Origin of the sequence: Dyella sp. LX-66 (assembly GCF_018599165.1) — a bacterium.
GTDB lineage: Bacteria > Pseudomonadota > Gammaproteobacteria > Xanthomonadales > Rhodanobacteraceae > Dyella_D > Dyella_D marensis.
Map to the genome: position 1 here is coordinate 137,584 of NZ_JAHFVJ010000001.1, position 26,226 is coordinate 163,809.

Below are 26,226 nucleotides of genomic sequence, written 5' to 3' on the forward strand. Positions count from 1 at the left end.
GGGGTTCGCTGCGCTCACCCCAACCTACACAGGCGCCAGGCCTTCGGTCATCGCCCGCGCCAGCTCACGCTCCCCCATCACCACCATATCTGCGCCCTGCTTCTGCAGATGCTCGCGGCACTCCTCCGAATCCGCCCGCGCAATGATGCGCAGCTGCGGATTCAACTGCCGCGCCGCGCGCACCACTTCGCCGCTTTCGAACGCCTGCGGCAAGGTCACCAGCAGCGCTTTCGCTTCCGGCAGGTTGGCGGCGCCCAGCACTTCGTCGCTGGACGCATTGCCCACCAGGGTCTCGATGCCCTGCTGCTGCAAGGTATCGACGTGGTCTTTTTCCTCTTCCAGCACCAGCAGCGGCAGGCCAGTGGCATGCACTGCTTCGCCCAGCAGCTGGCCGAGCTTGCCGTAGCCAGCCACCACCACGTGCCCGCTCAGCTCGGTAGGTTGCAGCGGCACGGCGGCGGTGCCGCCCTGCTCCGCCTCGGCGGCGGCGGCGCGCGCATCCATCCGCGCCTTGGCGCGGTCGAGCAGCTTGAACAGCAACGGATTGATCAGGATGGACAGGATCGCCGCGGCCAGCAGCACGTCCTGCGCTTCCTTGGTCACCAGGTTCTGCGCCACGCCCACGCCGATCAGGATGAAAGAGAACTCGCCGATCTGCGCCAGGCTGGTGGCGATGGTGAGCGCGGTGGTCATCGGCTTGCGGAAGGCCAGCACGATGCCCAGCGCCGCCACCGACTTGCCGATCACAATGATCGCCAGCGCCGCCAGCACCACCAGCGGCTCGGACAGCAGCACCTGGTAATTGAACAGCATGCCGATGGAGACGAAGAACAGCACGGCGAAGGCATCGCGCAGCGGCAGGGTTTCCTCGGCGGCGTCATGCGCGAGTTTCGACTCGCCCATCATCATGCCGGCGAAGAACGCGCCCAGTTCGAACGACACGCCGAACAGCCCCGCGGCGCCGAAGGCCACGCCCAGCGCGATCGCCAGCACGGCCAGGCGGAACAGTTCGCGCGAGCCGGTCTGCGCGATCACCTGCAGCAGCCAGGGAATCAGCCGCTTGCCCACGATCAGCATCACCGCCACGAAGGCCACCACCTTGCCGATGGTGATGCCGACGGTCATGGCGATCTCGCCGAAGGACATCGACTGCCCGGCATTGAGCGACGCGCCGATCGCCGGCAGCAGCACCAGAGCCAGCACCATGGCGAGGTCTTCGACGATCAGCCAGCCCACCGCGATGCGCCCGCGCTCGGTCTCCATCAGACGGCGCTCTTCCATCGCGCGCAGCAGCACCACGGTGCTGGCCACCGACAGCGCCAGGCCGAACACGAAGCTCTGCACCATCGGCCAGCCCAGCGCCCAGCCCAGCAGCATGCCCAGCACCGTGGCCACCGCCATCTGTCCGAGCGCCCCGGGAATGGCGATGGATTTGACCGAGAGCAGATCCTTCAGCGAGAAATGCAGGCCCACGCCGAACATCAGCAGCACCACGCCGATCTCCGCCAGCTGGTGCGCGAGATGGCCATCGGCCACGAAGCCCGGGGTGAACGGGCCGCACACCACGCCTGCCAGCAGATAGCCGGCCAGCGGCGGCAAACGCAGGCGGTGCGCGATGGCGGCGAAGAAGAAGGCGAGCACGATGCCGCCGACGATGGTGCCGATAAGAGGGGCGTCATGCATGGCGGCGGTCCTTCCGGTGATGAGCGGGTACCCGGGCGCTGCGTCAGCGCGGGGCGCCGTGGGGGACAAGCGGGCTCGTCGTGGCGCGTCTACCTGTTGTAAGGGCAAGCCCGGTGCGGCACAAGCGCGAAGGCGGATTCCGGCGGCAAGTTCGGCCTCATCTCAAGCCTGCGCCGGTTCACTCCTGCGCGTTGATCACCGCCAGGAAATCCTGCCCGTACCGCTCCAGCTTCGCCTTCCCCACGCCGCTGATCGAGCCCATTTCCTCCTCGTTCGCCGGCAGCTCGCGCAGCATCGCGAGCAAGGTGGCGTCGTGGAAGATCACGTAAGCCGGCACGCCATGCTGCTTCGCGAGCTTCGCGCGCAGGGCGCGCAGCGCATCCCACATCGGCTGCTCGTAGGCTTCGATGCCCAGGCTGCTGCCGGTGACCAGCTGGCTGTCGCGGCGGCGGCGCGAGCGGCGTTCCGGCCGCGTGTCCTCGCGCAGCAGCACCTCGCGGTTGCCGGTCAGCACCTCGCGGCTGCTGCGGGTGAGGCGCAGCGTGCCGTACTCGCCTTCCGCTTCGAGCAAGCCAGCGGCGAGCAGCTGGCGGAATACCGAGCGCCATTGTTTTTCGTCCATGTCGGCGCCGATGCCGAAGGTGCTCAGGTGATCGTGGCGCAGCTGGCTCATGCGCTCGCTGTCCACACCGCGCAGGATGTCGATCACGTGGCCCGAACCGAAGCGCTGCCCGCTGCGGTACACCGCCGACAGCGCCTTCTGCGCGGGCACGGTGGCATCCCAGGTCTTCGGCGGCTCCAGGCAGTTGTCGCAGTTGCCGCAGGAGCCCTGGTAGGTTTCGCCGAACGCGCCGAGCAGGCGCACGCGGCGGCATTCGGTGGCCTCGGCATAAGCGAGCAGCGATTCCAGCTTCTGCCGCTCCACCCGCTTGCGCTCGTCGGCGGATTCGGACTGGGCGATCATCTGGCTCATCGTCACCACGTCGGACAGGCCGTAGATCATCCAGGCTTCGGCCGGCAGGCTGTCGCGTCCGGCGCGGCCGGTCTCCTGGTAATAGCCTTCCATGCTGCGCGGCAGGTCCAGGTGCGCGACGAAACGCACGTCCGGCTTGTCGATGCCCATGCCGAAGGCCACCGTCGCCACCATCACCACGCCGTCCTCACGCAGGAAGCGCTGCTGGTTCGCCGCACGCGTGGGCGCGTCCAGCCCGGCGTGATAAGGCAACGCGGCGATGCCGGCCTCGGCTAACCACTGCGCGGTTTCGTCGACCTTGCGGCGGCTGAGGCAATACACGATGCCGGCTTCGCCGCGATGGCCTTCGAGGAAATCCGCGAGCTCGCGCTTCGCGTTGTGGCGCAGGCCCACGCGGTAGCGGATATTGGGGCGGTCGAAACTGGACAGGAACTGGCGCGCGTCCTGCAGCGCCAGGCGCTCGACGATCTCCTCGCGCGTGCGCGGGTCGGCGGTGGCGGTGAGCGCGATGCGCGGCACCTGCGCGAAGCGCTGGTGCAGCACCGCCAGCTCGCGGTACTCGGGACGGAAATCGTGGCCCCACTGCGATACGCAATGCGCTTCGTCGATGGCGAACAGCGCCACTTCAGTGCGTTCCAGCAGGCTGAGGAAACGCGGCGTGAGCAGGCGCTCCGGCGCCACATAGAGCAGATTGAGCTCACCGGCCAGCAGCTGCCGCTCCACTTCGCGCTGGTCCTCGGCGGACAGGCTGGAGTTGAGATAGGCAGCGGCCACGCCGGCCTCGCGCAGCGCGTCGACCTGGTCCTGCATCAGCGCGATCAGCGGCGACACCACGATGCCCGTGCCCTGCCGCAGCAAGGCGGGAATCTGGTAGCACAGCGACTTGCCGCCGCCGGTCGGCATCAGCACCAGGGCGTCGCCGCCCTCCGCCACCTGTTCGACGATGGCTTGCTGCTGGCCGCGGAAGCTGGTGTAGCCGAAGACGCTGTGAAGGATGTCGAGGGGAGAGGAAGACATTCCTCGAATGCTAGCAAATGCGGCCCGCGCCGCCGCCCGTAGGCGGCGCTTCATCCTGTAGGCAAGTTCCGATTTCGCGGTCGGCGCGGCGGGCGTCAGGTGCCCGGCATGCCCCACAGCGCGTGGTCGACGTCCGCATCCAGCCCGAAGCGCGACAGCGGCACCTTGCCGTTCTTCACTTCCACGCCCTCGGCGCGCAGGCGCCTGGACTGTTCGCGAAACCCGCGGCTGCCCGGCGGAAACGCGATCTGCCCGCTGGAGCGCAGCACGCGGAACCACGGCAGTTCCATGCCGTCGGGCACCTCGCCCAGCACCCGCCCGACCAGGCGGGCGCGCCCGGGCAGGCCGGCGCGGGCGGCGATGGCGCCGTAGCTGGCGACGCGGCCCGGGGGAATGGCGGCAATGGCGGCAAAAATGCGGGCGTGCTGTTCGTTCATGGCGTGACCGATGTGAGACGGCATGAAGGCCTATAGCGGTAAGTCTTAGCGCGCGCCGTCATAAAGTCGTGGCAGAGTAGCGGAACCCGTTCTGCTGCCGGGAGCCGCCTCATGCATCACTTCGAAGCCGTGCGTTCCCATATCGGCGCAAAGCACGAGCTGCGCCACAACGGGCCCTACCTGATCAGCTTCGACCTGCCGCTGCCGCGCGGGCGGCACCAGGGCATCTACCTGGCCGAGCTGGAAGACGAAGCCGGCCGCCGGTTTCTGCGCGTCTCCACCCCGATCGGCCCCCTGGCCGGCGCCGATGCGCGCCGCTGCCTGCGCTTCAACTGGGAACAGCGCGTGGGCTTTCTCGCCGTGGCCGACCTGGACGGCTCGCCCTTCCTGCACCTGTGCGAGAACCGCCCCTATGAGCTGCTCTCGATCGAAGAACTGCAGCGGGTGATCCACGAGCTGGGCGAACTGGGCGACGAGCTGGAACAAGTCGTCGCCGACGGCGGCGACGACTTCTGAGGTCTTAAGACAGCGCCTGCGCCAGCCGCACCGCGCCGTAGGCCAGCAGGGCCGTGACCGGCAGGGTGAGTATCCACGCCCACACCATCCGCTCCACCACCGACCAGCGGATCGCATTCCAGCGCTTGGCCGCGCCCACGCCCATGATCGAGGCCGACACGTTATGCGTGGTCGACACCGGCACGCCGAACGCCGAGGCGGTGAGGATCACCGCGGCCGAGCTGCCTTCGGCGGCGAAGCCATTGATGGGATGCAGCTTCACCATCTTGTGGCCTAGCGTCTTGATGATGCGCCAGCCGCCGCCGGCGGTACCGCCGGCCATGGTCAGCGCGCACACCACCGCCACCCAGGCCGGCACGTCGAAGCCGCCATCGGACGAGCCGTGGATGCGCAGGAAACCCAGCCACGAAGGCAGGCTGTCGAACTGGCCCGCCGCGGTGGCGCCGGCCAGGGCCAGGGCGATGATGCCCATGCTCTTCTGCGCGTCGTTCATGCCGTGGGCCAGGCCCATCGCGCTGGCCGAGACGATCTGCGCCTTGCCGAAGAAGCTGTTGACGAAGGGCGTGCGGCCGAAGCGGCGCAGCAGGCCCTTCTGGCTGGAGAACCAGCCCAGCAGCGCATACAGCGCGCCCATCAGCAGGAAGCCCATGACGAAGCCCATCAGCGGCGACACCACCATCGGCACCACCACCTTGGGGATCACGCCCTTGCCCTGCCACCAGTGGTCGCCGCCCTGCGACCAGATGATGGCGGCGAAGTTGTCGCCCGAGGCCGCGATCGCCGCGCCCACCAGCGCACCGACCAGGGCATGGCTGGAACTGGACGGCAGGCCCAGCCACCAGGTCAGCAGGTTCCACACCGTGGCCGCGCCCAGCGCGCAGATCAGCAGCTGGGAACCGGCCGCCACCACGTGGGTGTCGATCAGGCCGGCGGCGATCGTCTTGGCCACCGCCGTGCCCCACAGCGCGCCGATCAGGTTGGTGATGGCGGCCAGGATCACCGCCTGGCCCGGCGTCAGCACCTTGGTCGCCACCACCGTGGCGATGGAGTTGGCGGTGTCGTGGAAGCCGTTGATGTAGGTGAAGACCAGTGCGATCAGCACCACCGCGAAAACCATGCTCATCGCGGGCGCCTCAGGAGTTCTTGAGCACGATGGAATACACGATGTTGCCGACATCGCGGCACTTGTCGATGGCTTTCTCGATCAGCTCGAACAGGTCCTTGGCCAGCATGGCGCGCATGGCGTCGTTGCCTTCCACGTACAGCGTGCGGTACGGCGCCAGCAGCATGCGGTCGCCTTCGGATTCCAGCGTCTGCAGGCGGTCCTGCAGCTTCTTCACCGGGTCGATGCGCAGGCCGCGGCGCAGCTCGCCGATCATCTCCGACACCACCGCGCTGGCCTGCTCCAGCACCTGGGCACGCTGGGCGAAGTCCACGTCCGACAGGCGCACAGCGACGATCTCGTAGCGCTCGGCGAACTTCTCCACCGTCTTGGGGATCTTGTACAGCGCCGAGTTCAGCGCCTCGATGTCCTCGCGGTCCAGCGCGGTGACGAAGGTGTTGACCAGTTCCTCGCTGATCTGCGCGGCCAGCGCCTTCTCGCGTGCCCGGGCCGAGGCGAAGGCGGCCATCACCGGGGCGCGGTCGCTATGGGTCACCAGCTCGTGCAGGGCGTGGGCGCTTTCCCGCACCGCCTCCGCGCTTTGCTCGAGCAGGCCGTAGAACTTGTCGCCTTTGCCGAAGATCGTCTGCAGTGAAAACATGCGGGGAGTGCCTGGAAGCCGATGGGAAGAAAGGAAAATTGACGGATATGTTACAGGACAGGCTTAAGCCCCGGCATCAAGCCCCGGCTGCCGGCCCCACCCCCGCAGGCCTTACACTCCCGGGCATGCCCCGACCCGCTACCGCTTCCCCCCGATGCTGACCGCGATCGCGACCGTCTTCGTGCTCGCGCTGGCCAACGGCTTCTTCGCCCTCTCGGAAATGGCCCTGGTCGCCTCCCGCAAGAGCCGCCTCAAGCAGATGGCCAAGACCAGCCGGCGCGCCCGCGTCGCGCTGCGCCATGCCGAGGCACCCGAGCATTTCCTGTCCACCGTGCAGGTGGGCATGACCCTGGTGATCCTGGTCACCGGCGCCATCGCCGGCGACGCCCTGGGCGACCATATCGCCGAGGCCATCCACGGCGGCCGCGCGGCCTGGCTGGAACCCTACGCCAAGGTGATCGGCCTGGTGCTGGGCTTCGCCCTGATCTCCTTCATCCAGATCGTGATCGGCGAACTGGTGCCCAAGCGCCTGGCGCTGTCGGCGCCGGAGAAAGTCTCCGGCTTCGTCGCCATGCCCATGCTGGTGCTGTCGCGCATCGCCGCGCCGTTCGTGTGGCTGCTGAATTTCTCCAGCACCCAGCTGCTGCGCCTGCTGCGCGTGGCCAAGCGCAGCAGCGACGCGGTGACGGAAGAGGAAATCCGCCTGCTGGTGGCCGAAAGCGCCGAGCAGGGCGTGCTGGATGCGGACGAGCACAACATGGTCAACCGCGTGCTGCGCCTGGGCGACCGCACGGTGGACAGCGTGATGACCCCGCGCACCCGCATCGCCTGGCTGGACGTGGCCGCCACGCCGGAAGAGAACGACGACGTGCTGCGCGACACGCCGTATTCGCGCTATCCGGTCTACCGCGCCGACGAAAGCGACGTGGTCGGCATCGTCGAGGTGAAGCACCTGCTGCGCAATTTCCGCCACGGCTCGCCGGACCTGTTCGGCCGCATGGCCAAGCCGCTGTTCGTGCCGGCCACGGCGCGCGCGCTGGACCTGCTGGAAGAATTCCGCGACGCCGAGACCCAGCTCGCCCTGGTGGTGGACGAATACGGCGACATCGAAGGCCTGGTCACCCTCAACGACCTGCTCTCGGCCGTGGTCGGCGCCAGCCAGCGTGCCTCGCAAGGCGGCGAGGAAACCGCGCCGATCGTGCCGCGCGAGGACGGCAGCTGGCTGGTCGACGGCTCGATCTCCACCGACGACCTGCGCGAACTGCTGCACGTGGACCACCTGCCCGGCGAGCAGGAACACGAATACCGCACCGCCGCCGGCATGGTGATGGCCGTGCTCGGCCATATCCCGCAGACCGGCGAAGTGTTCGCCTGGCAGGGCATCCGTTTCGAAGTGGTGGACCTGGACGGGGCGCGCATCGACAAGCTGCTGATCACGCCGGCGCGGCCGATCGAACTGGCCGACGACGAGCAGTAAGCCCCGCGGCTCAGTCCTTGGGCTTGTCCTGCGCGATCTTCACCATCCGCTGCGCGTCGGCGAAGATGCCGTGCAGGATGCGCAGCTCGCGCTCGTCCATCTGCGCGCGCTGGAACAGCTTGCGCAGCCTCAGCATGATCGTGGTCGGCGCGCGGCCCTTGTGGAAGTCGATGTCGTCCAGCGTCTCGGCGAGGTGCTCGTAGAAGCGCTCCATGCGCGCCGCATCGGCCGGCGGTTCGGCATCGTCGCGCACCGGCGCCGCCGGCACGTCGCCGCCGAGCAGGGCCACGCGCAGTTCGTAGGCCATCACCTGCACGGCCTGCGAGAGATTCAAGGAGCTGAAATCGTCCACGCTGGGAATGCGCACCATCGCGTGGCAGCGCGCCAGTTCCTCGTTCTCCAGGCCGGTGCGCTCGTTGCCGAACACCAGCGCCACCTGTTCGCCGCGGCTGGCCGCGGCCAGCACGCGCGTGGCGGCTTCGCGCGGGGAGAGTTCTTCCAGGTCCACGCCGCGCCGGCGCGCCGACAGGCCCAGGGCCAGGCTGCAGCCGGCCAGGCCGTCGACCAGGCCGTCGTGCACGCCGGCTTCGGCCAGCACCTCGTCCGCGCCGGCGGCCAGGGCCGAGGCCTCGGCGTGGGGAAAGCGGTGCGGGGCGACCAGGGTCATGCGGCCGAAGCCCATGGTGCGCATGGCCCGCGCCGAGCTGCCGATGTTCCCCGGGTGCGAGGTGCGCACCAGGACGAAGCGGACGAGGGAGGCCAGATCGGTCATGGGCGCGGGGGACGGCGGGCAGCAGAGGGGGCGCAAGGATAACGGGAACCGCCGCCCAGCGCGGCCCGTTCCCTGGCTCCCGTCTCGCCGCCCTGCTAGACTTCGCGGCCGCTCCCCGTTCTTTCGAAAAGCCGAAGCCATGCCCAGACCCGCCGTCAACGTCGCGGTGCGCGCCGCTCGCGCCGCTGGAAACGTGATCCTGCGCTATATGAACCGCATCGACGGTCTCAATATCGTGGAAAAACAACGCATGGACTTCGCCTCGGAAGTCGACCGCCTGGCCGAAGCCGAGATCGTCAAGGAACTGCGCCGCGCCTACCCGAGCCACGCCATCCTCGCCGAGGAAAGCGGCCAGATGGGCAAGGGTCCGCTGACCTGGGTGATCGACCCGCTCGACGGCACCCACAACTACCTGCGCGGCATCCCGCATTTCTCCGTGTCCATCGCCCTGCTGGAAAAGGGCGAACCGGTCTACGGCGTGGTGTTCGATCCGCTGCGCGGCGAGCTGTTCACCGCCAGCAAGGGCGACGGCGCCTACCTCAACGACCGCCGCATCCGCGTCAGCCGCCGCGAGAACCTGGGCGGCGCGATGATCGCCACCGGCTATCCCTACCGGCAGCGCCAGCACCTGGAAGCGCAGCTCAACATGACGCGTGTGCTGCTGGGCCAGGCCGAGGACATCCGCCGCTCGGGCTCCGCCGCGCTGGACCTGGCCTATGTCGCCGCCGGCCGCTACGACGGCTATTTCGAGATCGGCCTGAAGCCGTGGGACATGGCCGCCGGCGTGCTGCTGGTGCGCGAGGCGGGCGGCCGCTACGGCGACTTCGCCGGCCGCGACGGTATCCCGGCCAGCGGCAACATCATCGCCGGCAACCTGCACGTGGTGCAGGCGATGACCGAGATCATCGGCGCGCAGTCGACGCCGGGCCTGCTGAAAGCGTAGGTTGGGGTGAGCCCTAGGCGAACCCCAACATCGTCACATCCAAACTCACCGCAGTGTTGGGGTTCGCCTTCGGCTCACCCCAACCTACACCGGCAGGTTCAAGTCAGCCCTGATCCTTGAGGAAGCCGCGCAGGAACGGCACGGTGATGCGCCGCTGCGCGGCGAGCGAGGCCTTGTCGAGCTTGTCGAGCAGGTCCAGCAGCGCGCCCAGGTCGCGCGCGTAGCGGGCGAACAGCCAGTCCAGCACGGTGTCGTCCAGCTCGATGCCGCGGCCGGCGGCCTGGCCCTTCAGCACGGCGCGGCGCTCGGCGTCGTCGAGCGGCTTCAGCACCGCCTGCTGGCAGGCGCCCAGGCGCGAGCGCAGGTCCGGCAGGCCCAGGCCGAGCTGGGCGGGAATCGCCTCGGCGGCGAACAGCATCGCCAGGCCTTCGGCGCGGGCCTGGTTGTAGACGTCGAACAGCGCGTGCTCGGCCTCGCGGTCGCCGGCGATGGCGCCCAGGTCGTCCAGCGCCAGCAGCTCGCTGCCGGCCACGCCGCGGATCGCCGCGGCGCGCTGGCCGATCGTGGCCAAGGGCAGGTACTGCACGGTGCGGCCGGCTTCGCTCGCCGCCTGGCAGGCAGCCATCAGCAGGTGGCTCTTGCCGCTGCCGGCGGGGCCGCTGAGGTAGAGCCAGGGTGTGCCTGAAGTCACGGCCAGCTGGCGTACCGCTGCTACCGTCGCTTCATTGGAACCGTCGTGGAAATGCTCGAAGCGCTGGCGCCGCGGCCAGCGCAGCGCCAGGGGCAACTGCGGAATCATGAGTGCTGGTCGTCCCGATCCTTCCGGGTGTGTTCTTTCACATCCACCTCGATGCCGTCCTCGCCCTGCTCCACCGCCACTTCCATCTCCGCGATCACCGGGTCCTGCCGCCCTTCCTCCGTATACAGTCCGCTATGCCGGTATCGCTGGCTGAGATAGCGCAGCACCACCAGGATCACGGACGCCGCCGGCAGCGCCAGCAGGATGCCGAGGAAGCCGAACAGATAGCCGCCGGCCAGCACCGCGAAGATCACCGCCACCGGATGCAAGCCGATCTTCTCGCCGACCAGGCGCGGCACCAGCACATAGCCTTCCAGCAGCTGGCCGATCACGAACACCACCACCACCAGCGACACGTGGGTCCAGTCGCCGTACTGCACCAGCACCGCGATCAGCGCCGAGCCGAAGCCGACGATGAAACCCAGGTAAGGCACGAAGCTGAGCAGGCCGGCGACCATGCCGATCAGCGGCCCCACCGACAAGCCGAGCAGCGAAAGCCCCGCGCCGTAGAAGATGCCCAGCGCCAGCATCACCAGCAGCTGGCCGCGCACGAAGGCGCCCAGCACCAGGTCTGATTCGCGCGCCAGGTGGGCGATGGTCGGCTCGATCGAGCGCGGCAGCATATTGTCGACCCACGCCACCAGGCGGTCCCAGTCGCGCAGCAGGTAGAACGCCACCACCGGGATCAGCACCAGGTTGGTCATCCAGGCGATCACGCCCAGGCCCGAGCGGGTGACCTTGCCCAGCACGGTGGATACGACGCCGCCGAGCGAGCCCAGGTGGTCCTTGATCTCGGCGATCAGGCGGTCGGTATCGAAGGCGTTGGGGTCCAGCCGCAGCTTGGCCTGCAGCCAGGGCAGCGCGGTGTTGCGCACGCAGTCCACGTAATGCGGCAGGCTCTGCACCAGGTTCTCCACCTGGCGCGAGATCAGCGGGATCAGCAGCAGCAGCGCGCCCACCGTCACCAGCAGCAGCACGAAAAACACCACGCTCACCGCCACCGTGCGGCCCATGCCCAGCCGCTCCAGGCGGTCGGCCAGCGGGTCGCCGAGATAGGCGAACATGCCGGCCACGGCGAACGGCATCAGCACCGGCGCCAGCAGCCAGAGCAGGTAGAGGATCACTGCGGTGATCGCCAGCATCTGCCAGCGGCGGGAAATGTCTTGGGTCATTCGTCGCGGCTCGTCGTGGGAGGTGGCGAGGGCGGCTTGCCAGGCGGCATGGCCTCACGCGCAAGTGTGACTGATGCGCGCTGCGCTGTCAGCGCAGCGCCGCGCGGGCCCGGCGCGACCAGCGCCAGACGTAGTCCGCGCCGCTGGCCAGGCACAGCGCGGCGACCAGCCAGGCCAGCGGATTCAGCGGCGGCAGCCGCCAGCCTGCCCCGCTGGCCAGGATGCCCAGCAGATAGACGATCTGCAGCAAGGTGCAGGCCTTGGAAACCAGGCTGGGCTCGGGCCGCAGCGGGCCGATCAGCAGCCGCCAGGCCAGTGCGCCGGTGGCGATCACCGCGTCGCGCCCGCACACCAGGGCCGCCAGCCACCACGGCGCGAGACCGATCAGCGCCAGCAGCACGAAGCAGGTGACCAGCAGCAGCTTGTCCGCCGCCGCGTCGAGGATGCCGCCGAGCCGGCTCTGCCAGCCGAAGCGCCGCGCCAGGAAACCGTCCAGGCCGTCGGTGAAACCGGCCAGCGCGATCAGGCCCAGGGCCAGGCGCGGCTCATGCGCCAGGATGGCCCAGCCGATCGGCGGGACCAGCAGGATGCGCAGCAGCGTGATCGCGTTGGGCAGGTGGCGCCAGGGTGAGTGCGGCCCGCCAGGCATCGCCGCGCTCCCTGCCGCCGGAGACTCAGTGCACCCAGCGCAGGCTGGCGTCGGCGCCGCTGTGGGCGTCCGCTTCGAGCAGGCGCCCGCCGGCGGTGAGGCTGCCGGCCATCACATTGAGCGGCAGGCCGGTCTTCACGGCGAACAGGATGCCGTCGTTCTGCGCGCTCAGCGTCACCACCTCGCGCACCATCGGGTCGGCGCGCAACGTCGCCAGCAGGTTGGCGTAGTCCAGCGCGGAACCCACGCCGCTCACCCACAGCTTGCCCGCGACATTGCCGGAGCCGATCACGTTGAGCTGCTTGCCCAGGCGGTCGGACAACGCGTTGCCGGCGTCGATCAGGGTCTGCTGGGTGGGCGCGCCGGTGCTGTTCCACTTCTGCTGCGGGCCGCCGGAAACCAGGTTCCAGTCCGCGCCGTCGGCGCGCAGCTGGCCGAGCAGGACCAGGCCGGTCTTGTACTGGCGGGCCAGGCCGAAGATCTGGTCGGGTTCGGCGGTAGCCACGGAGGGAGCGTCGGCGCTCTTGCCCGGGTCGGCCAGCACTACGCCGTAGCCGCGCTGGGCCACGGCCTGGGACAGCGGCGCCAGGGCGTCCTTGTCCATCACGTTGCCGCTGGCGTCGCGCACCAGCAGCAGCACCGGCGGCTTGCCGGTGGTGCCGGCCACGCCCATCTGCGAGACCGCCCGCTGCACCGCGCCGGAATCGAAGCTGACCTGCAGCGCCAGCCCGCCGGCGGCACGCTGGTACTGATACTGCTGCACGATGCCGGAGGCCGATTTCAGGGTGTCGTCGTAGCCAGGCTTGCCGCGCAGGTCCTGGCCGCCGGCGGTGCGCGCCAGCACCTGGCTGAGCGCCACGCCGAAAGCCTCGTCGCGCTTGGCTTCGCTGGTGTCGGTGACCGGCACGGTGACGGTATAGGGCGAGACCTGGCCCTGGGCATGCGCCGCGGGGATCAGGAAGGCCAGCAGAAGGCCGACGAACAGCAGGCGTGACAGGCGCATAAGCTCGGAAGGCCGGCGGGGAAAACGCTCCGCAGTCTGCCCAATCCGGCCCCCAGCGTCTATCATTGGGCGTTTCTCCACGCCGGTTCCTGCCATGTCCGACGCACTCACCTACCGCGCCGCCGGTGTCGATATCGACGCGGGCAATGCCGTGGTCGAACGCATCAAGCCCCTGGTCAAGCGCACCTTCCGCCCCGAAGTGATGGGCGGCCTGGGCGGCTTCGGCGGCCTGTTCGACCTGGCCGGGCGCTACAAGGAGCCGGTGCTGGTGTCCGGCACCGACGGCGTCGGCACCAAGCTCAAGCTCGCCCAGCAGCTGGGCCGCCACGACACCATCGGCATCGACCTGGTCGGCATGTGCGTCAACGACGTGCTGGTGCAGGGTGCGGAACCGCTGTTCTTCCTGGACTACTTCGCCACCGGCAAGCTCGATGTCGACACCACGGTGGCCGTGGTCGGCGGCATCGCCAAGGGCTGCGAACTGGCCGGCTGCGCGCTGATCGGCGGCGAGACCGCCGAAATGCCCGACATGTACCCGCCGGGCGAATACGACCTGGCCGGCTTCACCGTCGGCGCGGTGGAGAAATCCGCCCTGCTGAGCGGCGAGGCCATCGTGGCCGGCGACGTGATCCTGGGCGTGGCCTCTTCGGGTCCGCATTCCAACGGCTATTCGCTGATCCGCAAGATCGTCGAGCGCGCCGGCAGCCCGCTGGAGCTGGACCTGGGCGGCGTCACGCTGGCCGATGCGCTGATGGCGCCGACCACCATCTACGTCAAGCCGATGCTGGAACTACTGAAGTCCGCGCCGGTGCACGGCATGGCCCATATCACCGGTGGCGGCCTCAAGGAAAACATCATCCGCGTGGTGCCCGACGGCCTGGGCCTGGCGCTCGACGCCGCCGCCATCGTGCTGCCGCCGGTGTTCGACTGGCTGATGCACGAAGGCAAGGTGGCGCGCGAGGAAATGTGGCGCACCTTCAACTGCGGCGTGGGCTTCACCGTGATCCTGCCGCGCGACGCCGTGGCCGCCGCCACCGCGCTGCTGCACAAGCACGGCCTGGCCAGCTCGGTGATCGGCGAAGTGGTGCCGGCGCAGGGCGACGAGCGCGTGCATATCGGCTGAGCCGGTCCGCTCTTTTTCTCTTCACATCGCCGCGCGATCCCCTGCGATCGCGCGGCCCGAACGCCCGGCCCCGCGCATGTCCTCTCCTCTTCGCATCGCCGTCCTCGCTTCCGGACGCGGCAGCAACCTGCAGGCCCTGATCGCCGCGCGCGATGCGGGCAAGCTGCCGGTGGAGTTCGTGCTGGTCGGCAGCGACAAGGCGCAGGCCGGCGCGCTGGAACTGGCCGAGGCGGCGGGCATTCCGCGGCTGGTGCTGAATCCCAAGGCGTATCCGTCGCGCCGCGCATTCGACCTGGAGCTGTTCTCGCGCATCGAAGCCAGCGGCGCCGACCTGCTGGTGCTGGCCGGCTATATGCGCATCCTCGACGGCGAGGCGCTGCACCCGTGGGTGGGGCGGATGATCAATATCCATCCCTCGCTGCTGCCGAAATACCGCGGCCTGCATACGCATCGCCGCGCGCTGGAAGCGGGCGATCCGGAACATGGCGCCAGCGTGCATTACGTGACCGCCGAGCTGGATGGCGGGCCGGTGATCGCGCAGGCGCGCATCGGCATCGAAGCCGGCGATCATGAAGACCTGCTTGCGCAGCGGCTGCTTGCCTATGAGCACCGGTTGCTGCCGGCGGTGGTGCGGATGATTGCCGCGGGGCGGCTGGCTTATGCGGCACCAGATGGCGTGGCACTGGATGGCGAGCGTTTGTCCTCGCCGCTGGAGCTGCGCGGAGACGAGCTGGTCCGCTGACGCGATCTTCATCGACGCCCAACGAGTCATTCAGCCGGCGCGCGTAGACTGCCCCGCCATGGCTACCCTCACCTCTCCCCGCAAGTTCCTGGCCGGTCTCGCGCTGGCTGTCGCCTCCACCGCCGCTTTTGCCGCGACGACGCCCACACCATTCACCGCCACCTACCAGGTGCTGCAAGGCGACCAGGTGATCGGCGAAGCCACCATCAGCCTCAAGTCCACCGCGCTCGGCTGGGAATACAGCAACCAGACGCGCGGCACCGGCGGCCTGGCCGCGGCGCTGGGCGCCAGCTCCAGCGAGATCACGCGCTTCCGCTGGAACAACAACGCGCCGGAAACCGTGGCCTACGACTACCGCATGAACGCGGCGATCAAGAGCAAGCAGCGCACCACCCGCGTCGACTGGAACAGCAAGCAGGTGAGCGTCGATGACGGCAAGGGCGCGGAAACCTACGCCGCCGCGCCGGGCATGGTCGACCGCAACACCGCGCCTTACGCCATCGGCCTGGCGCTGCACGACGGCAAGCAGACCGTGACCCTGCCGGTGGCGGTAAAGCGCAACGTCGAGAACCAGCAGTTCAAGGTCGCCGGCAACGACGACGTGAAAGTGCCGGCCGGCAGCTTCAAGGCGCAGCGCGTGGAACGCACCGACAAGGACCAGAGCTTCAGCGCCTGGTACGTGCCGCAGAAATACCTGGTGCCGGTGAAGCTGACCCAGAGCGATGGCGGCAACCTCACCCTGCAGCTGGTGAGCTACCAGGCCGGCCGATAAGAACTGACGAAAAAAAGGGAGCGCGCGGACAGCGCACTCCCTTCATCAAAAAAGCCGGCAGCGATGCCGGCTTTTTTTGTCGCCTCAGGACGGCAGGCGGCGGATCTTCGCGCCGAGCACGCCGAGCTTTTCCTCGATGTTCTCGTAGCCGCGGTCGATGTGATACACGCGGTCCACCGTGGTGTCGCCGTCCGCGACCAGGCCGGCCAGCACCAGGCAGGCGGAGGCGCGCAGGTCGGTGGCCATGATCGGCGCGCCGCTCATCTTGTCCACGCCCTTGATGATCGCGGTGTTGCCTTCCAGGCGGATGTCCGCGCCCAGGCGCTGCAGCTCGTGCGCGTGCATGAAGCGGTTCTCGAACACCGTCTCGGTGATGACGCCCACGCCCTCGGCCACGCAGTTGAGCGCGGTGAACTGCGCCTGCATGTCGGTGGGAAACGCCGGGTACGGCGCGGTGGTGATGTTCACTGCCTTCGGGCGGCGGCCCTGCATGTCCAGCTCGATCCAGTCCGGGCCGGTATTGATGTGCGCGCCGGCTTCTTCCAGCTTGGCCAGCACCGAGTCCAGCGTGTTGGCGCGCGCGTTGCGGGCACGCACCTTGCCGCCGGTCATCGCCGCGCCGACCAGGAAGGTGCCGGTCTCGATGCGGTCCGGCAGCACTTCGTACTGCGCGCCGTGCAGGCGCTCGACGCCGTGGATGGTGAGGGTGGAGCTGCCGGCGCCTTCGATCTGCGCGCCCATGGCGATCAGGCAGTTGGCCAGGTCCACCACTTCCGGTTCCTGCGCCGCGTTTTCGATGATGCTGGTGCCCTGCGCGAGCGCCGCGGCCATCATGATGTTCTCGGTGCCGGTGACGGTGACCATGTCCATCACGATGCGCGCGCCCTTCAGGCGGCTGGCCTTGGCCTTGATGAAGCCGTTCTCCACGCTCACCTCGGCGCCCAGCGCCTGCAGGCCGCGGATGTGCTGGTCCACCGGGCGCGAACCGATCGCGCAGCCGCCGGGCAGCGAGACCTCGGCCTGGCCGAAGCGCGCCACCAGCGGACCCAGCACCAGGATCGAGGCGCGCATGGTGCGCACCAGGTCGTACGGCGCCACGTGGCGGTCGGTGGAGCGCGGGTCGACGTGCATCTTCATGCGGTCGTCCAGCACCAGCTGCACGCCCATCTGGCCGAGCAGCTCGATGAAGGTGGTGACGTCGTGCAGATGCGGCACGTTGCTGATGGTCACCGGCTCGTCGGCGAGCAGGCAGGAGGCGAGGATCGGCAGCACCGCGTTCTTGGCGCCGGAAATACCGACCTCGCCATTGAGCGGCACGCCGCCGCTGATCAGGATCTTGGCCATTCTTGTCCTTGGGGGTGTTCTTGGAACCGGGCGACGGCCGTCAGCGGCGCGCCGCGGCTTCCTCGGGAGTCAGGGTCTTCAGCGCCAGGGCATGGATCGCACCGCCCATCAGCTCGCCCAACGTGCCGTAGACCAGGCGATGGCGCGCCAGGGGGAGCTTGCCGGCGAACTGCGCCGCCACCACTTCCGCCTCGAAATGCACGCCGTCGTCGCCGGAAACCTGCGCCTGCGCACCGGGCAGGCCTTGTTCGATCATTGCCTGTATGGTGGCAGCGTCCATCGGGAATCCAGTCGGGGGTCACCGGCGCCTGGGCTTGCGGAATCCCTCATCAGGACCACATCGGCGCCGACCGTGACGATAAAATGCGAATATGCCATGGTAATGGAAATCCGCTGTCACAGAAACGACGCGCCGCCTGCCGGCCCGGTTTCGTCACAGCCAAGCCTTTGAATCACACGGGAAGCTGTGGCTGACCCGCCTTTGAAAGAATGGGAAGCCTTGGCTGACCCGCCTTTGAAAGAATGGGAAGCTACGGCTGACCCCGCCCGCCGTCACCGGCATCAACGCCGCACGGCCCGCCACCCGAGAACGCATGAACGCCCACGTCGCCCCGCCCGCCAAGCCCGCCCTGCTCGACGCCGATACCCTGGTGCGCAGCGCCCGCACGGTGATCGCCACCGAGGCGGCTTCGATCCGCGCGCTGGAACCGCGCATCGGCCCGTCCTTCGTGGAGGCCTGCCGCATGATCCTGGGCTGCGCCGGGCGCGTAGTGGTCACCGGCATGGGCAAGTCCGGCCACGTCGGCCGCAAGATCGCCGCCACCCTCGCCTCCACCGGCACACCCGCATTCTTCGTGCATCCGGGCGAGGCCAGCCATGGCGACCTGGGCATGATCCTGCCGCAGGACATCGTGCTGGCGCTGTCGAACTCCGGCGAGACCGACGAGGTGCTGTTCATCCTGCCGGTGCTCAAGCGCCAGGGCATTCCGCTGATCGCCATCACCGGCAACGAGCGCTCCTCCCTGGCCGACCAGGCCGACGTGCACCTGGACGCCAGCATCTCGGCCGAAGCCTGCCCGCTGGGCCTGGCCCCGACCGCCAGCACCACCGCGGCCCTGGTGATGGGCGATGCCCTGGCCATCGCCCTGCTGGAGGCGCGCGGCTTCACCTCCGAGGACTTCGCCCGCTCGCATCCGGCCGGCAGCCTGGGGCGCCGCCTGCTGCTGCACATCGGCGACGTCATGCACACCGGCGAGGGCATTCCGAGGGTCGCGCCGGACGCCTCGCTCACCGCCGCGCTGATGGAAATGACCCGCAAGCACCTGGGCATGACCGCCGTGGTCGACGCCGAACAGCGCCTGCTCGGCGTATTCACCGACGGCGACCTGCGCCGCGCCCTGGACGACGAGGACGTCGACCTGCGCGGCGCCATCGTGGCCGAGCTGATGACCCGCGGCCCCAAGACCATCGGCGCCGACAAGCTGGCGATCGAAGCCGCGCAGATGATGGAGAAGCACCAGATCCACGCCCTGCTGGTGGTGGACGAGGCGCAGCGGGTGGTCGGCGCGCTGAACATTCATGATCTGCTCCGCGCGCGCGTGGTGTGATGCTTGGCTGGCGCGGGCGACCGCGCCGCCGGACAACGCTTCGCCGCCTCATGCGTTCTGCCGGCCGGGCCTTTGACCCGGCCCTCCCCCGAGCCCCTGATCAGACTTCCCCGTGGCCCATTACCTCGACCATCTGCCCGCCGAACTGCTCGCCCGCGCCGCCAAGATCCGGCTCGCGGTCTTCGACGTGGATGGCACCCTCACCGACGGCCGCCTGTGGTACGGCGAGGACGGGCGCGAGACCAAGGTCTTCCACGTGCATGACGGCCTGGGCCTGAAGCTGCTGCAGACGCACGGCGTGCAGGTGGCCCTGATCACTGCGCGCATCAGCCACCCGGTCGCGCTGCGCGCCGAGGAACTGAACATCGCCCACGTCTACCAGGGCCAGCGCGACAAGCTCGCCTGCTTGCGCGAACTGCTGGCCGCGCTGGGCCTGGAGGCCGAGCAGGCCGCCTTCGTCGGCGACGACCTGCCCGACCTGCCGCCGATGCGCCAGGCCGGCCTGGCCGTGGCCGTGGCCAATGCCCACCCCTGGGTGGCCGAGCAGGCGCACTGGCGTACGGCCAAGACCGGCGGCATGGGCGCGGCGCGCGAAGTGTGCGACCTGATCCTGCTCGCCCAGGGCAAGGCCGAGCAGGAACGGGGGCGCTGGCAGTGAGTCTTCGCGATTACCTGCGCGACCGTCGGCTGACGGTCGCGATCGTCCTGGTCGGCGGCGCTGCCGTGCTCAGCCAGCTGCTGATCTGGTGGCTGGGGCCGGCGCCCAAGCCGAACGACTTCATCGGCCCGCCGCGTTCCGGCTACACCCTGGCCGACTTCAAGGGCTACGTGTACGGCGAGGACGGCCACCCGACCTTCCGCGTCACCGGCCCGCGCCTGGACCGCCGCGAGGGCGACGACTCGCTCTACCTCGACTCGCCCAAGTTCGAGCTCCCGGCCAAGCAGCCCGGCGTGCCGGACTGGAAGGGCGAATCCCGCTACGGCTGGGTGGACAAGAGCGGCAGCCTGCTGAAGCTGCAGGGGCCGGTCTATATGCATCGCCCCGCCTACGGCGACACGCCGCAGGCCGAGCTGCATACCTCCGAGGTCACCGCCTGGCCCAAGGAGAACCGCATGGAAACGGCCGAGCCGGCACAGTTGACGCAAGGCGACAGTAGAATGAGCGGCGTCGGCATGCGTGCCAACCTCACTGACAATCACCTGGAGCTGCTCGATGACAGCCACGGCTCGTTCCCGCCGCGCAAACGGAAGTCCTGACCTCATGCGTAGCCGCCTCCTGTTCGCGCTGGCCACCCTCGCCCTGCTGCCGGCCCTTGCGCTGGCCAAGAAGGACGACCGCAGCCAGCCGATGAATTTCACCGCCAAGTCCACCAACGCCTACAACGCGCCCAACAGCATCACCACGCTCACCGGCAACGTGAAGCTGACCCAGGGCACCCTGCTGATCACCGGCGCCGAGGCCAAGGTCTATCTGGACAAGGACACCCAGATCTCGCGCGTGGTGGTCACCGGCAGCCAGGCGCACATCCAGCAGCTGGACGAGAACAACAACCTGATGCAGGGCGACGCCGCCCAGCTCGACTACGACAACATCAACGGCATCGCCGTGCTCACCGGCAATGCCAAGGTGACCCAGCAGGGCCGCGGTGAATTCCACGGCGACAAGATCACCTACAACACCGACACCAGCCTGATCACCGGCGAGTCCGGCGGCGACGGCCTGGTCCACGGCACCTTCCTACCCAAGCCCAAGCCGGCCGCCGCGGCACCCGCCGCCAAGCCGGCTACCCCGGCACCGGCCAGTTCGGCCCCCAAGCCGGCCACGGCGGCTTCGGCCGCGGGTAAGTAATCGATGCTGTCCGCCGAAGGCCTGCAAAAACGCTTCCGCGCGCGCCAGGTGGTGCGCGACTTTGCTTTTTCCATCCGCGAAGGCGAGGTGGTGGGCCTGCTCGGTCCCAACGGCGCCGGCAAGACCACCTGCTTCTACATGGTGGTGGGCCTGATCGAGGCCGACGCCGGCACCATCAAGCTCGACAAGTACGACATCACCGGCCTGCCGATGCATGCTCGCGCCAAGCTGGGCATCGGCTACCTGCCGCAGGAGCCGTCGGTGTTCCGCCGCCTCACCGTGGCCGACAACATCATGGCCGTGCTGGAGCTGCGCGAGAACCTCGGCGCCAAGCAGCGTGCCACCGAGCTGGAAAGCCTGCTCGACGAGCTGAAGATCGCGCACATCGCCGACCAGCGCGGCATCAGCCTCTCCGGCGGCGAGCGCCGCCGCGTCGAGATCGCCCGCGCGCTGGCCGCCGAGCCGCGCTACATGCTGCTGGACGAACCCTTCGCCGGCGTCGACCCGATTTCGGTGGGCGAGATCCAGCGCATCGTGCGGCACTTGAAGGAGCGCGGCATCGGCGTGCTGATCACCGATCACAACGTACGTGAGACGCTGGGCATCTGCGACCGCGCCTACATCCTCAACGACGGCGAAGTGCTGTCGCGCGGCACGCCGGCGCACATCCTGGCCGACGAGAAAGTACGCGAGGTCTATCTGGGCCGCGAATTCAGGCTGTAGGGCTTTCCTGATCGCCGGCGTGCGCGCGCCGTCACATTCAGCCATTCGGCCTACGCGAGGATCGGCGGGAACCTATGGCCGGTCCTCCCCCTAGGGGTTAGGATGACCCGAAGCTCATCCAAGCCTTTGGGCTCATTCAAAACAGTGGCATGAAACCCGGACTGCAGTTTCGCCTCAATCAACAGCTCACCCTGACGCCGCAATTGCAGCAGGCGATCCGCCTTCTGCAGCTGTCGCAGCTGGAGCTGGAAGCAGAGCTGCGCCAGATCGCCGAGAGCAACCCGCTGCTGGAGTTCTCCGAGGACGCCGCCAACGAGGGCGACAGCGAAGGCGACGGTGAGGCCGCCACCTTCGACGCCCCCACCGAGGCCGCCACCTCCGCCAACGACGGCGACAGCGGCGACGAGCCGGCCGACTGGAGCCAGTCCGGCGGCAACGCCGAAGAACCCATCGATTTCTCCTCCGCCGGCGGCAGCCGCAACAGCGGCGGCGACGAGGACCACTTCGAACCGCAGAACGCCGCGCCCGAGACCCTGCAGGAACACCTGCTGTGGCAGCTCAACCTCACCCACATGAGCCTGCGCGAGCGCACCATCGCCGCGATCATCATCGATGCGCTCAATGCGGACGGTTATCTGGGCGAGACGCTGGAATCGGTCACCGCCGCGGTGCCGGCCGACTTGAAAGCAAACGTCGAGGAAGTCGACGCCGTGCGCCGCCAGGTGCAGCGCTTCGATCCCACCGGCGTGGCCAGCCTGGACCTGCGCGACTGCCTGCGCGTGCAGCTGGAACAGTTCGATCCGGAACTGCCCCAGCGCGAGCTGGCGCTGCGCATCGTCGACAGCGAGCTTGAGCTGCTGGCGCGCAACGACATCGCCCGCCTGTCGCGCCGCCTGCGCGCCAGCGACGAGGAAACCCACGCCGCGGCCATGCTGATCCGCAGCCTGGACCCGCGCCCCGGCGCCGCGCTCGACGTCACCCCGGTGGAGTACGTCGCGCCCGACGTGTACGCACGCAAGGACAGCGGCCGCTGGCGCGTCAGCCTCAATCCCGACTGCCAGCCGCGGCTGGGCCTGAACCAGCATTACTGCAACCTCATCGCGCAGGCCCGCGGCGAAGACGCCAGCTGGATGCGCGGCCAGCTGCAGGAGGCCCGCTGGTTGATCAAGAGCCTGGAATCGCGCGCCGAGACCCTGCTCAAGGTGGCCGAGGCCATCGTGCGCCGGCAGAGCGCCTTCCTCGACTACGGCCCCGAAGCCATGCACCCGCTGGTGCTGCGCGAGGTGGCCGAGGAAGTGGGCATGCACGAGTCCACCATTTCCCGCGTCACCACCCGCAAGTACATCCATACGCCGCGGGGCACCTTCGAGCTGAAGCACTTCTTTTCCAGCGGCGTGTCCACGGAAGACGGCGGCAGTGCATCCGCCACCGCCATCCAGGCCATGCTGCGCAAGCTGATCGACGCGGAAGACCCGCGCAAACCCCTGTCCGACCAGGCCATCGCCGAAGAACTGCACCGCAAGGGCATTCAGGTGGCGCGCCGGACCGTTGCCAAATATCGGGAGGCCATGCGAATTCCCAGCTCCAGCGAGCGCCAGCGGGCCGGTTGACCCGCGACGGTCCGCCGCGCGTTTGCGCCTGGACGGGAACTTGGCGGGACGGAAAGCGTCCCCATACCAAGAGATGACAGTGATGTGTCGGCGACCAACCGGCACCGGCGCATCGACCCACGCCGCGTCATGCGGCAGTACCAGAGGAGGCGCACCATGCAAGTCCAGCTCAGCGGCCAGAAGATCGAGATCACCCAGGCCCTTCGCGAACGCGTGAACGGCCACTGTGAGCGACTTACCCGCCTCGAAAGCAGACTCCTCGAATTGAGCGTCGTCCTCTCCGTCGACAAGCTGCAGCAACGCTGCGAAGGCACGCTCAAAGTCCCCGGCGCCGCACCGCTCCACGCGGAAGCCACCGAATCGGACATGTACGTCTCCATCGACAACATGTTCGACAAGCTGGTGGCGCAGCTGCGCAAGCACCGCGACAAGGTGTGCGACAAGCACCAGCGCGAAGTGCGCGAGGATCGCCAGTACGGCTGAACCTCGCCGGCCCGCCCCGCCTGCCGGGGCGGGCCGCTCCCAAGCCTGGCCCCCGCCCGCGCCGTCTTGCGGCGCACCAAACCGTCCGAACTGGCACAATGTACGCCATCGCCGCCGGCCCCTGCCGGGCATCACGCGGTGCAAAGGATTCGGTTTGGACCGGCTTACCGCCCGACAACTCTACGATGGCGTGCACGAGCGCATGGCCCTGCGCTGGGTGGCCGGCATGCGCGGCGAATCGCGGGTGCTCGAGCGCGGCATGACCGCGTCGCGGCGTCCGTCGCTGATCGGCTATCTCAACGTCATCTATCCGAACAAGATCCAGATCATCGGCACCGAGGAGCTCAACTACCTCGACGCCCTGGATTCGCGCCAGCGCTGGGAAGCGATCAACAAGATCGCCGCCTACCAGCCGGTGGCGATGATCGTCACCAAGGACCAGGCCATCCCGCCCGACCTGCGCGAGGTGGCCGAGGAAACCAACACCCCGCTGTGGATCAGCTCCAAGCGCGGCCACGAGCTGCTCACCTGGATGCAGTACCACCTGGCGCGCATGCTGGCGCCGAAGGTCACCCTGCACGGCGTGTTCCTCGAGGTGTTCTCCATCGGCGTGCTGATCACCGGCGAATCGGGCTCGGGCAAGAGCGAGCTGGCGCTGGAACTGATCAGCCGCGGCCACCGCCTGGTCGCCGATGACGCCACCGAATTCACCCTGATCGCGCCGGACGTGATCGACGGCACCTGCCCCGAGCTGCTGCAGGATCTTCTGGAAGTGCGCGGCCTGGGCGTGCTCAACGTGCGCGAGATGTTCGGCCACACCGCGGTGAAGCCGTCCAAGTACCTGCGCCTGGTGGTGCACCTCAAGCCCATGCGCGAAGGCGAGGACACCGACGGCCTCACCCGCCTTACCGGCGACGTCGGCCACCGCGACATCTTCGAGGTGCCGGTGCCGATGATCACCATTCCCGTCGCGCCCGGCCGCAACCTCGCGGTGCTGGTGGAAGCGGCGGTGCGCAACCATATGCTGAAAAGCAAGGGCATCGATCCCGCCCAGACCTTCATCGACCGGCAGGCCCACCAGATGCGCCGCCTGCCCCCGTGGTGACACGCATGAGCAATGCTTTCCTGACTTCCGACATCCACCAGCCCGACGCGATCCACCTGATCGTGCTCACCGGCATGTCCGGCGGCGGCAAGACCGTCGCGCTGCGCGCGCTGGAAGACCTGGAGTTCTACTGCGTCGACAACCTGCCCACCGCCCTGCTGCCCGAGCTGGTCGCCGCGGTGAGCCACGGCGCGGTAGCCGGGCGCCGCCAGAACATCGCGGTGGGCGTGGACGTGCGCAACCGCGGCGAGGATTTCCTGCGCATGCCCACCGTGCTGTCCGAACTGGCGGCGGCGGGCGTGCAGGTGCACCTGGTCTTCATCGACTGCCGCGACGAAGTGCTGATCAAGCGCTATTCGGAAACGCGCCGGCGCCATCCGCTCTCGGTGCTGGGCCTGTCGCTGTCCGACGCCATCGCCGAGGAACGCAAGCTGCTGCGTCCGCTGATCGCCATCGCCGAGAAGGTGATCGATTCCAGCGAACTGAACGTGCACCAGCTGCGCCGCCTGATCGCCACCGACTACGCCCAGGCCACCGACGGCCTGACCCTGATGTTCACCTCCTTCGCCTATCGCCGCGGCCTGCCGCTGGACGCCGACTTCGTGTTCGACGCGCGCTGCCTGCCCAATCCGCACTGGGAACCGCGCCTGCGCCCGCTGTCCGGCAAGGACGCGCCGGTGCGCGAATACCTGGAGGCGCAGCCGCTGGTGGAGGAATACTTCGATGACACCGTGCGCTGGCTCGACGCCTGGCTGCCGCGCTTCGCCTCGGACGACCGCAGCTACGTCACCGTGGCGATCGGCTGCACCGGCGGGCGGCATCGTTCGGTCTACCTGGTGGAGCGGCTCGCCGCCCACTACCGGGCGCGGCACGAAGGCGCCCTCACCTTCCATCGCGAGCTCGAGTGATGAAGGCTCAATCTTTCCTTAGCGCAGGAATCCGGCCATGAGCGTCGGCGTGCTGCTGATGACCCACGAGGCGGTCGGCCATGCGCTGATCTCCGCCGCCCACCACGTGCTGCCCAAGCTGCCGTTGCAGGTCGAGGCGGTGGAAGTGCCGCCCTCGGCCGATCCGGACGTGATGCGCACCCTCACCGCCAAGCATGCGCGCGAGCTGGACACCGGCGACGGCGTACTGGTGCTGGCCGATCTGTACGGCGCCACGCCGTGCAATATCGGCCTGTCGCTGGGCAAGCTCGGCGTCCACCTGCGCTGCGTCTCGGGCCTGAATCTGCCGATGCTGCTGCGCGTCCTCAACTATGCCGAAAAGCCGCTGGACGAACTGGCGGAAGTGGCTGCCAGCGGCGGCCGCGGAGGAATCTTCATCGACCATGCTTGAAAAAGAGATTGTCGTATCCAACAAACTGGGGCTGCACGCCCGCGCATCGGCCAAGCTGGTGCAGCTCGTGCAGGGTTTCAAATCCACCGTGTGGCTGATCAGCAAGGGCCGTGAGGTCAATGCGCAAAGCATCATGGGCGTGATGATGCTGGCCGCCGGCATCGGCACCCCGCTCACCGTGCGCGCCGAAGGCGCGGACGAGCAGCAGGCGCTGGATGCGGTGGTGGACCTGTTCGACCGGAAGTTCGACGAAGGAGCCTGATGTGGAGTTGCCCATGGCGCAGAGGACACGAAGCTTGAACCGCCGCATGCCGCAAGGCGCGCCG

General features: G+C 68.6%; 29 protein-coding genes. 17 read left to right on the top strand and 12 right to left on the bottom strand.

Annotated elements, in window-relative coordinates; all coding sequences use genetic code 11:
- Positions 1-24: 24 nt before the first annotated feature.
- The 3 genes from ybaL to KK141_RS00740 form a co-directional block, all read right to left on the bottom strand.
- Complete coding sequence (gene ybaL, locus KK141_RS00730; protein WP_214569573.1) at positions 25-1,683, bottom strand: YbaL family putative K(+) efflux transporter; 1,659 nt, start codon at positions 1,681-1,683, stop codon at positions 25-27.
- 178 nt (positions 1,684-1,861) lie between these two features.
- Positions 1,862-3,673, bottom strand: a complete 1,812-nt coding sequence (gene recQ / locus KK141_RS00735; protein WP_214569574.1) for a DNA helicase RecQ — start codon at positions 3,671-3,673, stop codon at positions 1,862-1,864.
- A gap of 95 nt (positions 3,674-3,768) precedes the next feature.
- Positions 3,769-4,110, bottom strand: a complete 342-nt coding sequence (locus tag KK141_RS00740; RefSeq protein WP_214569575.1) for an MGMT family protein — start codon at positions 4,108-4,110, stop codon at positions 3,769-3,771.
- A gap of 111 nt (positions 4,111-4,221) precedes the next feature.
- Here KK141_RS00740 and KK141_RS00745 point away from each other — a divergent pair, with 111 nt between their 5' ends.
- Entirely contained in the window at positions 4,222-4,626 is a 405-nt protein-coding gene (locus tag KK141_RS00745; protein WP_167256655.1) for a hypothetical protein, read from the top strand.
- Between the two features lie 4 nt (positions 4,627-4,630).
- Here KK141_RS00745 and KK141_RS00750 read toward each other — a convergent pair whose 3' ends face one another.
- Positions 4,631-5,749 carry an inorganic phosphate transporter gene (locus KK141_RS00750; RefSeq protein ID WP_214569576.1) on the bottom strand — a complete coding sequence of 373 codons (1,119 nt, stop codon included), beginning with the start codon at positions 5,747-5,749 and terminating at the stop codon, positions 4,631-4,633.
- Between the two features lie 10 nt (positions 5,750-5,759).
- Positions 5,760-6,389 carry a pit accessory protein gene (locus KK141_RS00755; RefSeq protein WP_214569577.1) on the bottom strand — a complete coding sequence of 210 codons (630 nt, stop codon included), beginning with the start codon at positions 6,387-6,389 and terminating at the stop codon, positions 5,760-5,762.
- A gap of 154 nt (positions 6,390-6,543) precedes the next feature.
- Here KK141_RS00755 and KK141_RS00760 point away from each other — a divergent pair, with 154 nt between their 5' ends.
- On the top strand, positions 6,544-7,866 hold the full coding sequence (locus tag KK141_RS00760; protein ID WP_214569578.1) for a hemolysin family protein: 1,323 nt from the start codon (positions 6,544-6,546) through the stop codon (positions 7,864-7,866).
- Positions 7,867-7,876: 10 nt separating this feature from the next.
- Here KK141_RS00760 and KK141_RS00765 read toward each other — a convergent pair whose 3' ends face one another.
- Positions 7,877-8,638 (bottom strand): RNA methyltransferase, encoded by a 762-nt coding sequence (locus KK141_RS00765; protein WP_214569579.1) that lies wholly within the window; start codon positions 8,636-8,638, stop codon positions 7,877-7,879.
- Between the two features lie 139 nt (positions 8,639-8,777).
- On the opposite strand from KK141_RS00765, the gene KK141_RS00770 reads away from it, so the two are divergent.
- Positions 8,778-9,581: an inositol monophosphatase family protein gene (locus KK141_RS00770; protein ID WP_214569580.1), complete on the top strand. Its 804-nt coding sequence runs from the start codon at positions 8,778-8,780 to the stop codon at positions 9,579-9,581.
- Positions 9,582-9,684: 103 nt separating this feature from the next.
- Here KK141_RS00770 and hda read toward each other — a convergent pair whose 3' ends face one another.
- From hda to KK141_RS00790, 4 genes are all read right to left on the bottom strand, one after another.
- Positions 9,685-10,380 (bottom strand): DnaA regulatory inactivator Hda, encoded by a 696-nt coding sequence (hda, locus tag KK141_RS00775; RefSeq protein ID WP_214569581.1) that lies wholly within the window; start codon positions 10,378-10,380, stop codon positions 9,685-9,687.
- Positions 10,377-11,552, bottom strand: coding sequence for an AI-2E family transporter (locus tag KK141_RS00780; protein ID WP_214569582.1), 1,176 nt, complete (start codon positions 11,550-11,552; stop codon positions 10,377-10,379). Before KK141_RS00780 ends, hda begins: the two co-directional genes overlap by 4 nt.
- 88 nt (positions 11,553-11,640) lie before the next feature.
- Positions 11,641-12,201: a CDP-alcohol phosphatidyltransferase family protein gene (locus KK141_RS00785; protein ID WP_214569583.1), complete on the bottom strand. Its 561-nt coding sequence runs from the start codon at positions 12,199-12,201 to the stop codon at positions 11,641-11,643.
- A 25-nt stretch (positions 12,202-12,226) separates the two neighbouring features.
- Positions 12,227-13,204 carry a DUF2066 domain-containing protein gene (locus KK141_RS00790; RefSeq protein WP_214569584.1) on the bottom strand — a complete coding sequence of 326 codons (978 nt, stop codon included), beginning with the start codon at positions 13,202-13,204 and terminating at the stop codon, positions 12,227-12,229.
- A 94-nt stretch (positions 13,205-13,298) separates the two neighbouring features.
- Between KK141_RS00790 and purM the strand changes: the two genes are divergently transcribed.
- From purM to KK141_RS00805, 3 genes are all read left to right on the top strand, one after another.
- Entirely contained in the window at positions 13,299-14,327 is a 1,029-nt protein-coding gene (gene purM / locus KK141_RS00795) for a phosphoribosylformylglycinamidine cyclo-ligase (protein ID WP_214569585.1), read from the top strand.
- 76 nt (positions 14,328-14,403) lie between these two features.
- Positions 14,404-15,069 carry a phosphoribosylglycinamide formyltransferase gene (purN, locus tag KK141_RS00800; RefSeq protein ID WP_214569586.1) on the top strand — a complete coding sequence of 222 codons (666 nt, stop codon included), beginning with the start codon at positions 14,404-14,406 and terminating at the stop codon, positions 15,067-15,069.
- A 58-nt stretch (positions 15,070-15,127) separates the two neighbouring features.
- Positions 15,128-15,841 carry a DUF3108 domain-containing protein gene (locus KK141_RS00805; RefSeq protein WP_214569587.1) on the top strand — a complete coding sequence of 238 codons (714 nt, stop codon included), beginning with the start codon at positions 15,128-15,130 and terminating at the stop codon, positions 15,839-15,841.
- An 84-nt stretch (positions 15,842-15,925) separates the two neighbouring features.
- Here KK141_RS00805 and murA read toward each other — a convergent pair whose 3' ends face one another.
- Both murA and KK141_RS00815 read right to left on the bottom strand, forming a co-directional pair.
- The gene (gene murA / locus KK141_RS00810) at positions 15,926-17,185 is read right to left on the bottom strand and encodes a UDP-N-acetylglucosamine 1-carboxyvinyltransferase (protein WP_167256634.1); all 1,260 of its coding nucleotides are present in this window, start codon (positions 17,183-17,185) and stop codon (positions 15,926-15,928) included.
- A 40-nt stretch (positions 17,186-17,225) separates the two neighbouring features.
- Positions 17,226-17,465 carry a BolA/IbaG family iron-sulfur metabolism protein gene (locus KK141_RS00815; RefSeq protein WP_026636810.1) on the bottom strand — a complete coding sequence of 80 codons (240 nt, stop codon included), beginning with the start codon at positions 17,463-17,465 and terminating at the stop codon, positions 17,226-17,228.
- A gap of 313 nt (positions 17,466-17,778) precedes the next feature.
- Here KK141_RS00815 and KK141_RS00820 point away from each other — a divergent pair, with 313 nt between their 5' ends.
- The 11 genes from KK141_RS00820 (at position 17,779) to KK141_RS00870 (ending at position 26,162) form a co-directional block, all read left to right on the top strand.
- Complete coding sequence (locus tag KK141_RS00820; protein ID WP_214569588.1) at positions 17,779-18,792, top strand: KpsF/GutQ family sugar-phosphate isomerase; 1,014 nt, start codon at positions 17,779-17,781, stop codon at positions 18,790-18,792.
- A gap of 112 nt (positions 18,793-18,904) precedes the next feature.
- Positions 18,905-19,450, top strand: a complete 546-nt coding sequence (locus KK141_RS00825; protein WP_214569589.1) for an HAD hydrolase family protein — start codon at positions 18,905-18,907, stop codon at positions 19,448-19,450.
- Positions 19,447-20,049: an LPS export ABC transporter periplasmic protein LptC gene (gene lptC, locus KK141_RS00830; RefSeq protein WP_214569590.1), complete on the top strand. Its 603-nt coding sequence runs from the start codon at positions 19,447-19,449 to the stop codon at positions 20,047-20,049. Before KK141_RS00825 ends, lptC begins: the two co-directional genes overlap by 4 nt.
- 4 nt (positions 20,050-20,053) lie before the next feature.
- Positions 20,054-20,641, top strand: coding sequence for a lipopolysaccharide transport periplasmic protein LptA (gene lptA / locus KK141_RS00835; protein ID WP_250901467.1), 588 nt, complete (start codon positions 20,054-20,056; stop codon positions 20,639-20,641).
- Between the two features lie 3 nt (positions 20,642-20,644).
- The gene (lptB, locus tag KK141_RS00840) at positions 20,645-21,364 is read left to right on the top strand and encodes an LPS export ABC transporter ATP-binding protein (RefSeq protein WP_167256624.1); all 720 of its coding nucleotides are present in this window, start codon (positions 20,645-20,647) and stop codon (positions 21,362-21,364) included.
- A gap of 149 nt (positions 21,365-21,513) precedes the next feature.
- A complete protein-coding gene (locus KK141_RS00845) occupies positions 21,514-22,974 on the top strand; it encodes an RNA polymerase factor sigma-54 (protein WP_214569592.1) in 1,461 nt (486 codons plus the stop codon).
- A 156-nt stretch (positions 22,975-23,130) separates the two neighbouring features.
- Positions 23,131-23,457, top strand: coding sequence for a ribosome-associated translation inhibitor RaiA (raiA, locus tag KK141_RS00850; RefSeq protein WP_214569593.1), 327 nt, complete (start codon positions 23,131-23,133; stop codon positions 23,455-23,457).
- A 154-nt stretch (positions 23,458-23,611) separates the two neighbouring features.
- Complete coding sequence (hprK, locus tag KK141_RS00855) at positions 23,612-24,562, top strand: HPr(Ser) kinase/phosphatase (RefSeq protein ID WP_214569594.1); 951 nt, start codon at positions 23,612-23,614, stop codon at positions 24,560-24,562.
- Between the two features lie 5 nt (positions 24,563-24,567).
- Positions 24,568-25,470 carry an RNase adapter RapZ gene (rapZ, locus tag KK141_RS00860; protein ID WP_167256616.1) on the top strand — a complete coding sequence of 301 codons (903 nt, stop codon included), beginning with the start codon at positions 24,568-24,570 and terminating at the stop codon, positions 25,468-25,470.
- Between the two features lie 37 nt (positions 25,471-25,507).
- A complete protein-coding gene (locus tag KK141_RS00865; protein WP_214569595.1) occupies positions 25,508-25,900 on the top strand; it encodes a PTS fructose IIA subunit family protein in 393 nt (130 codons plus the stop codon).
- Positions 25,893-26,162, top strand: coding sequence for an HPr family phosphocarrier protein (locus KK141_RS00870; protein ID WP_214569596.1), 270 nt, complete (start codon positions 25,893-25,895; stop codon positions 26,160-26,162). Before KK141_RS00865 ends, KK141_RS00870 begins: the two co-directional genes overlap by 8 nt.
- The last annotated feature ends 64 nt before the right edge of the window (positions 26,163-26,226 follow it).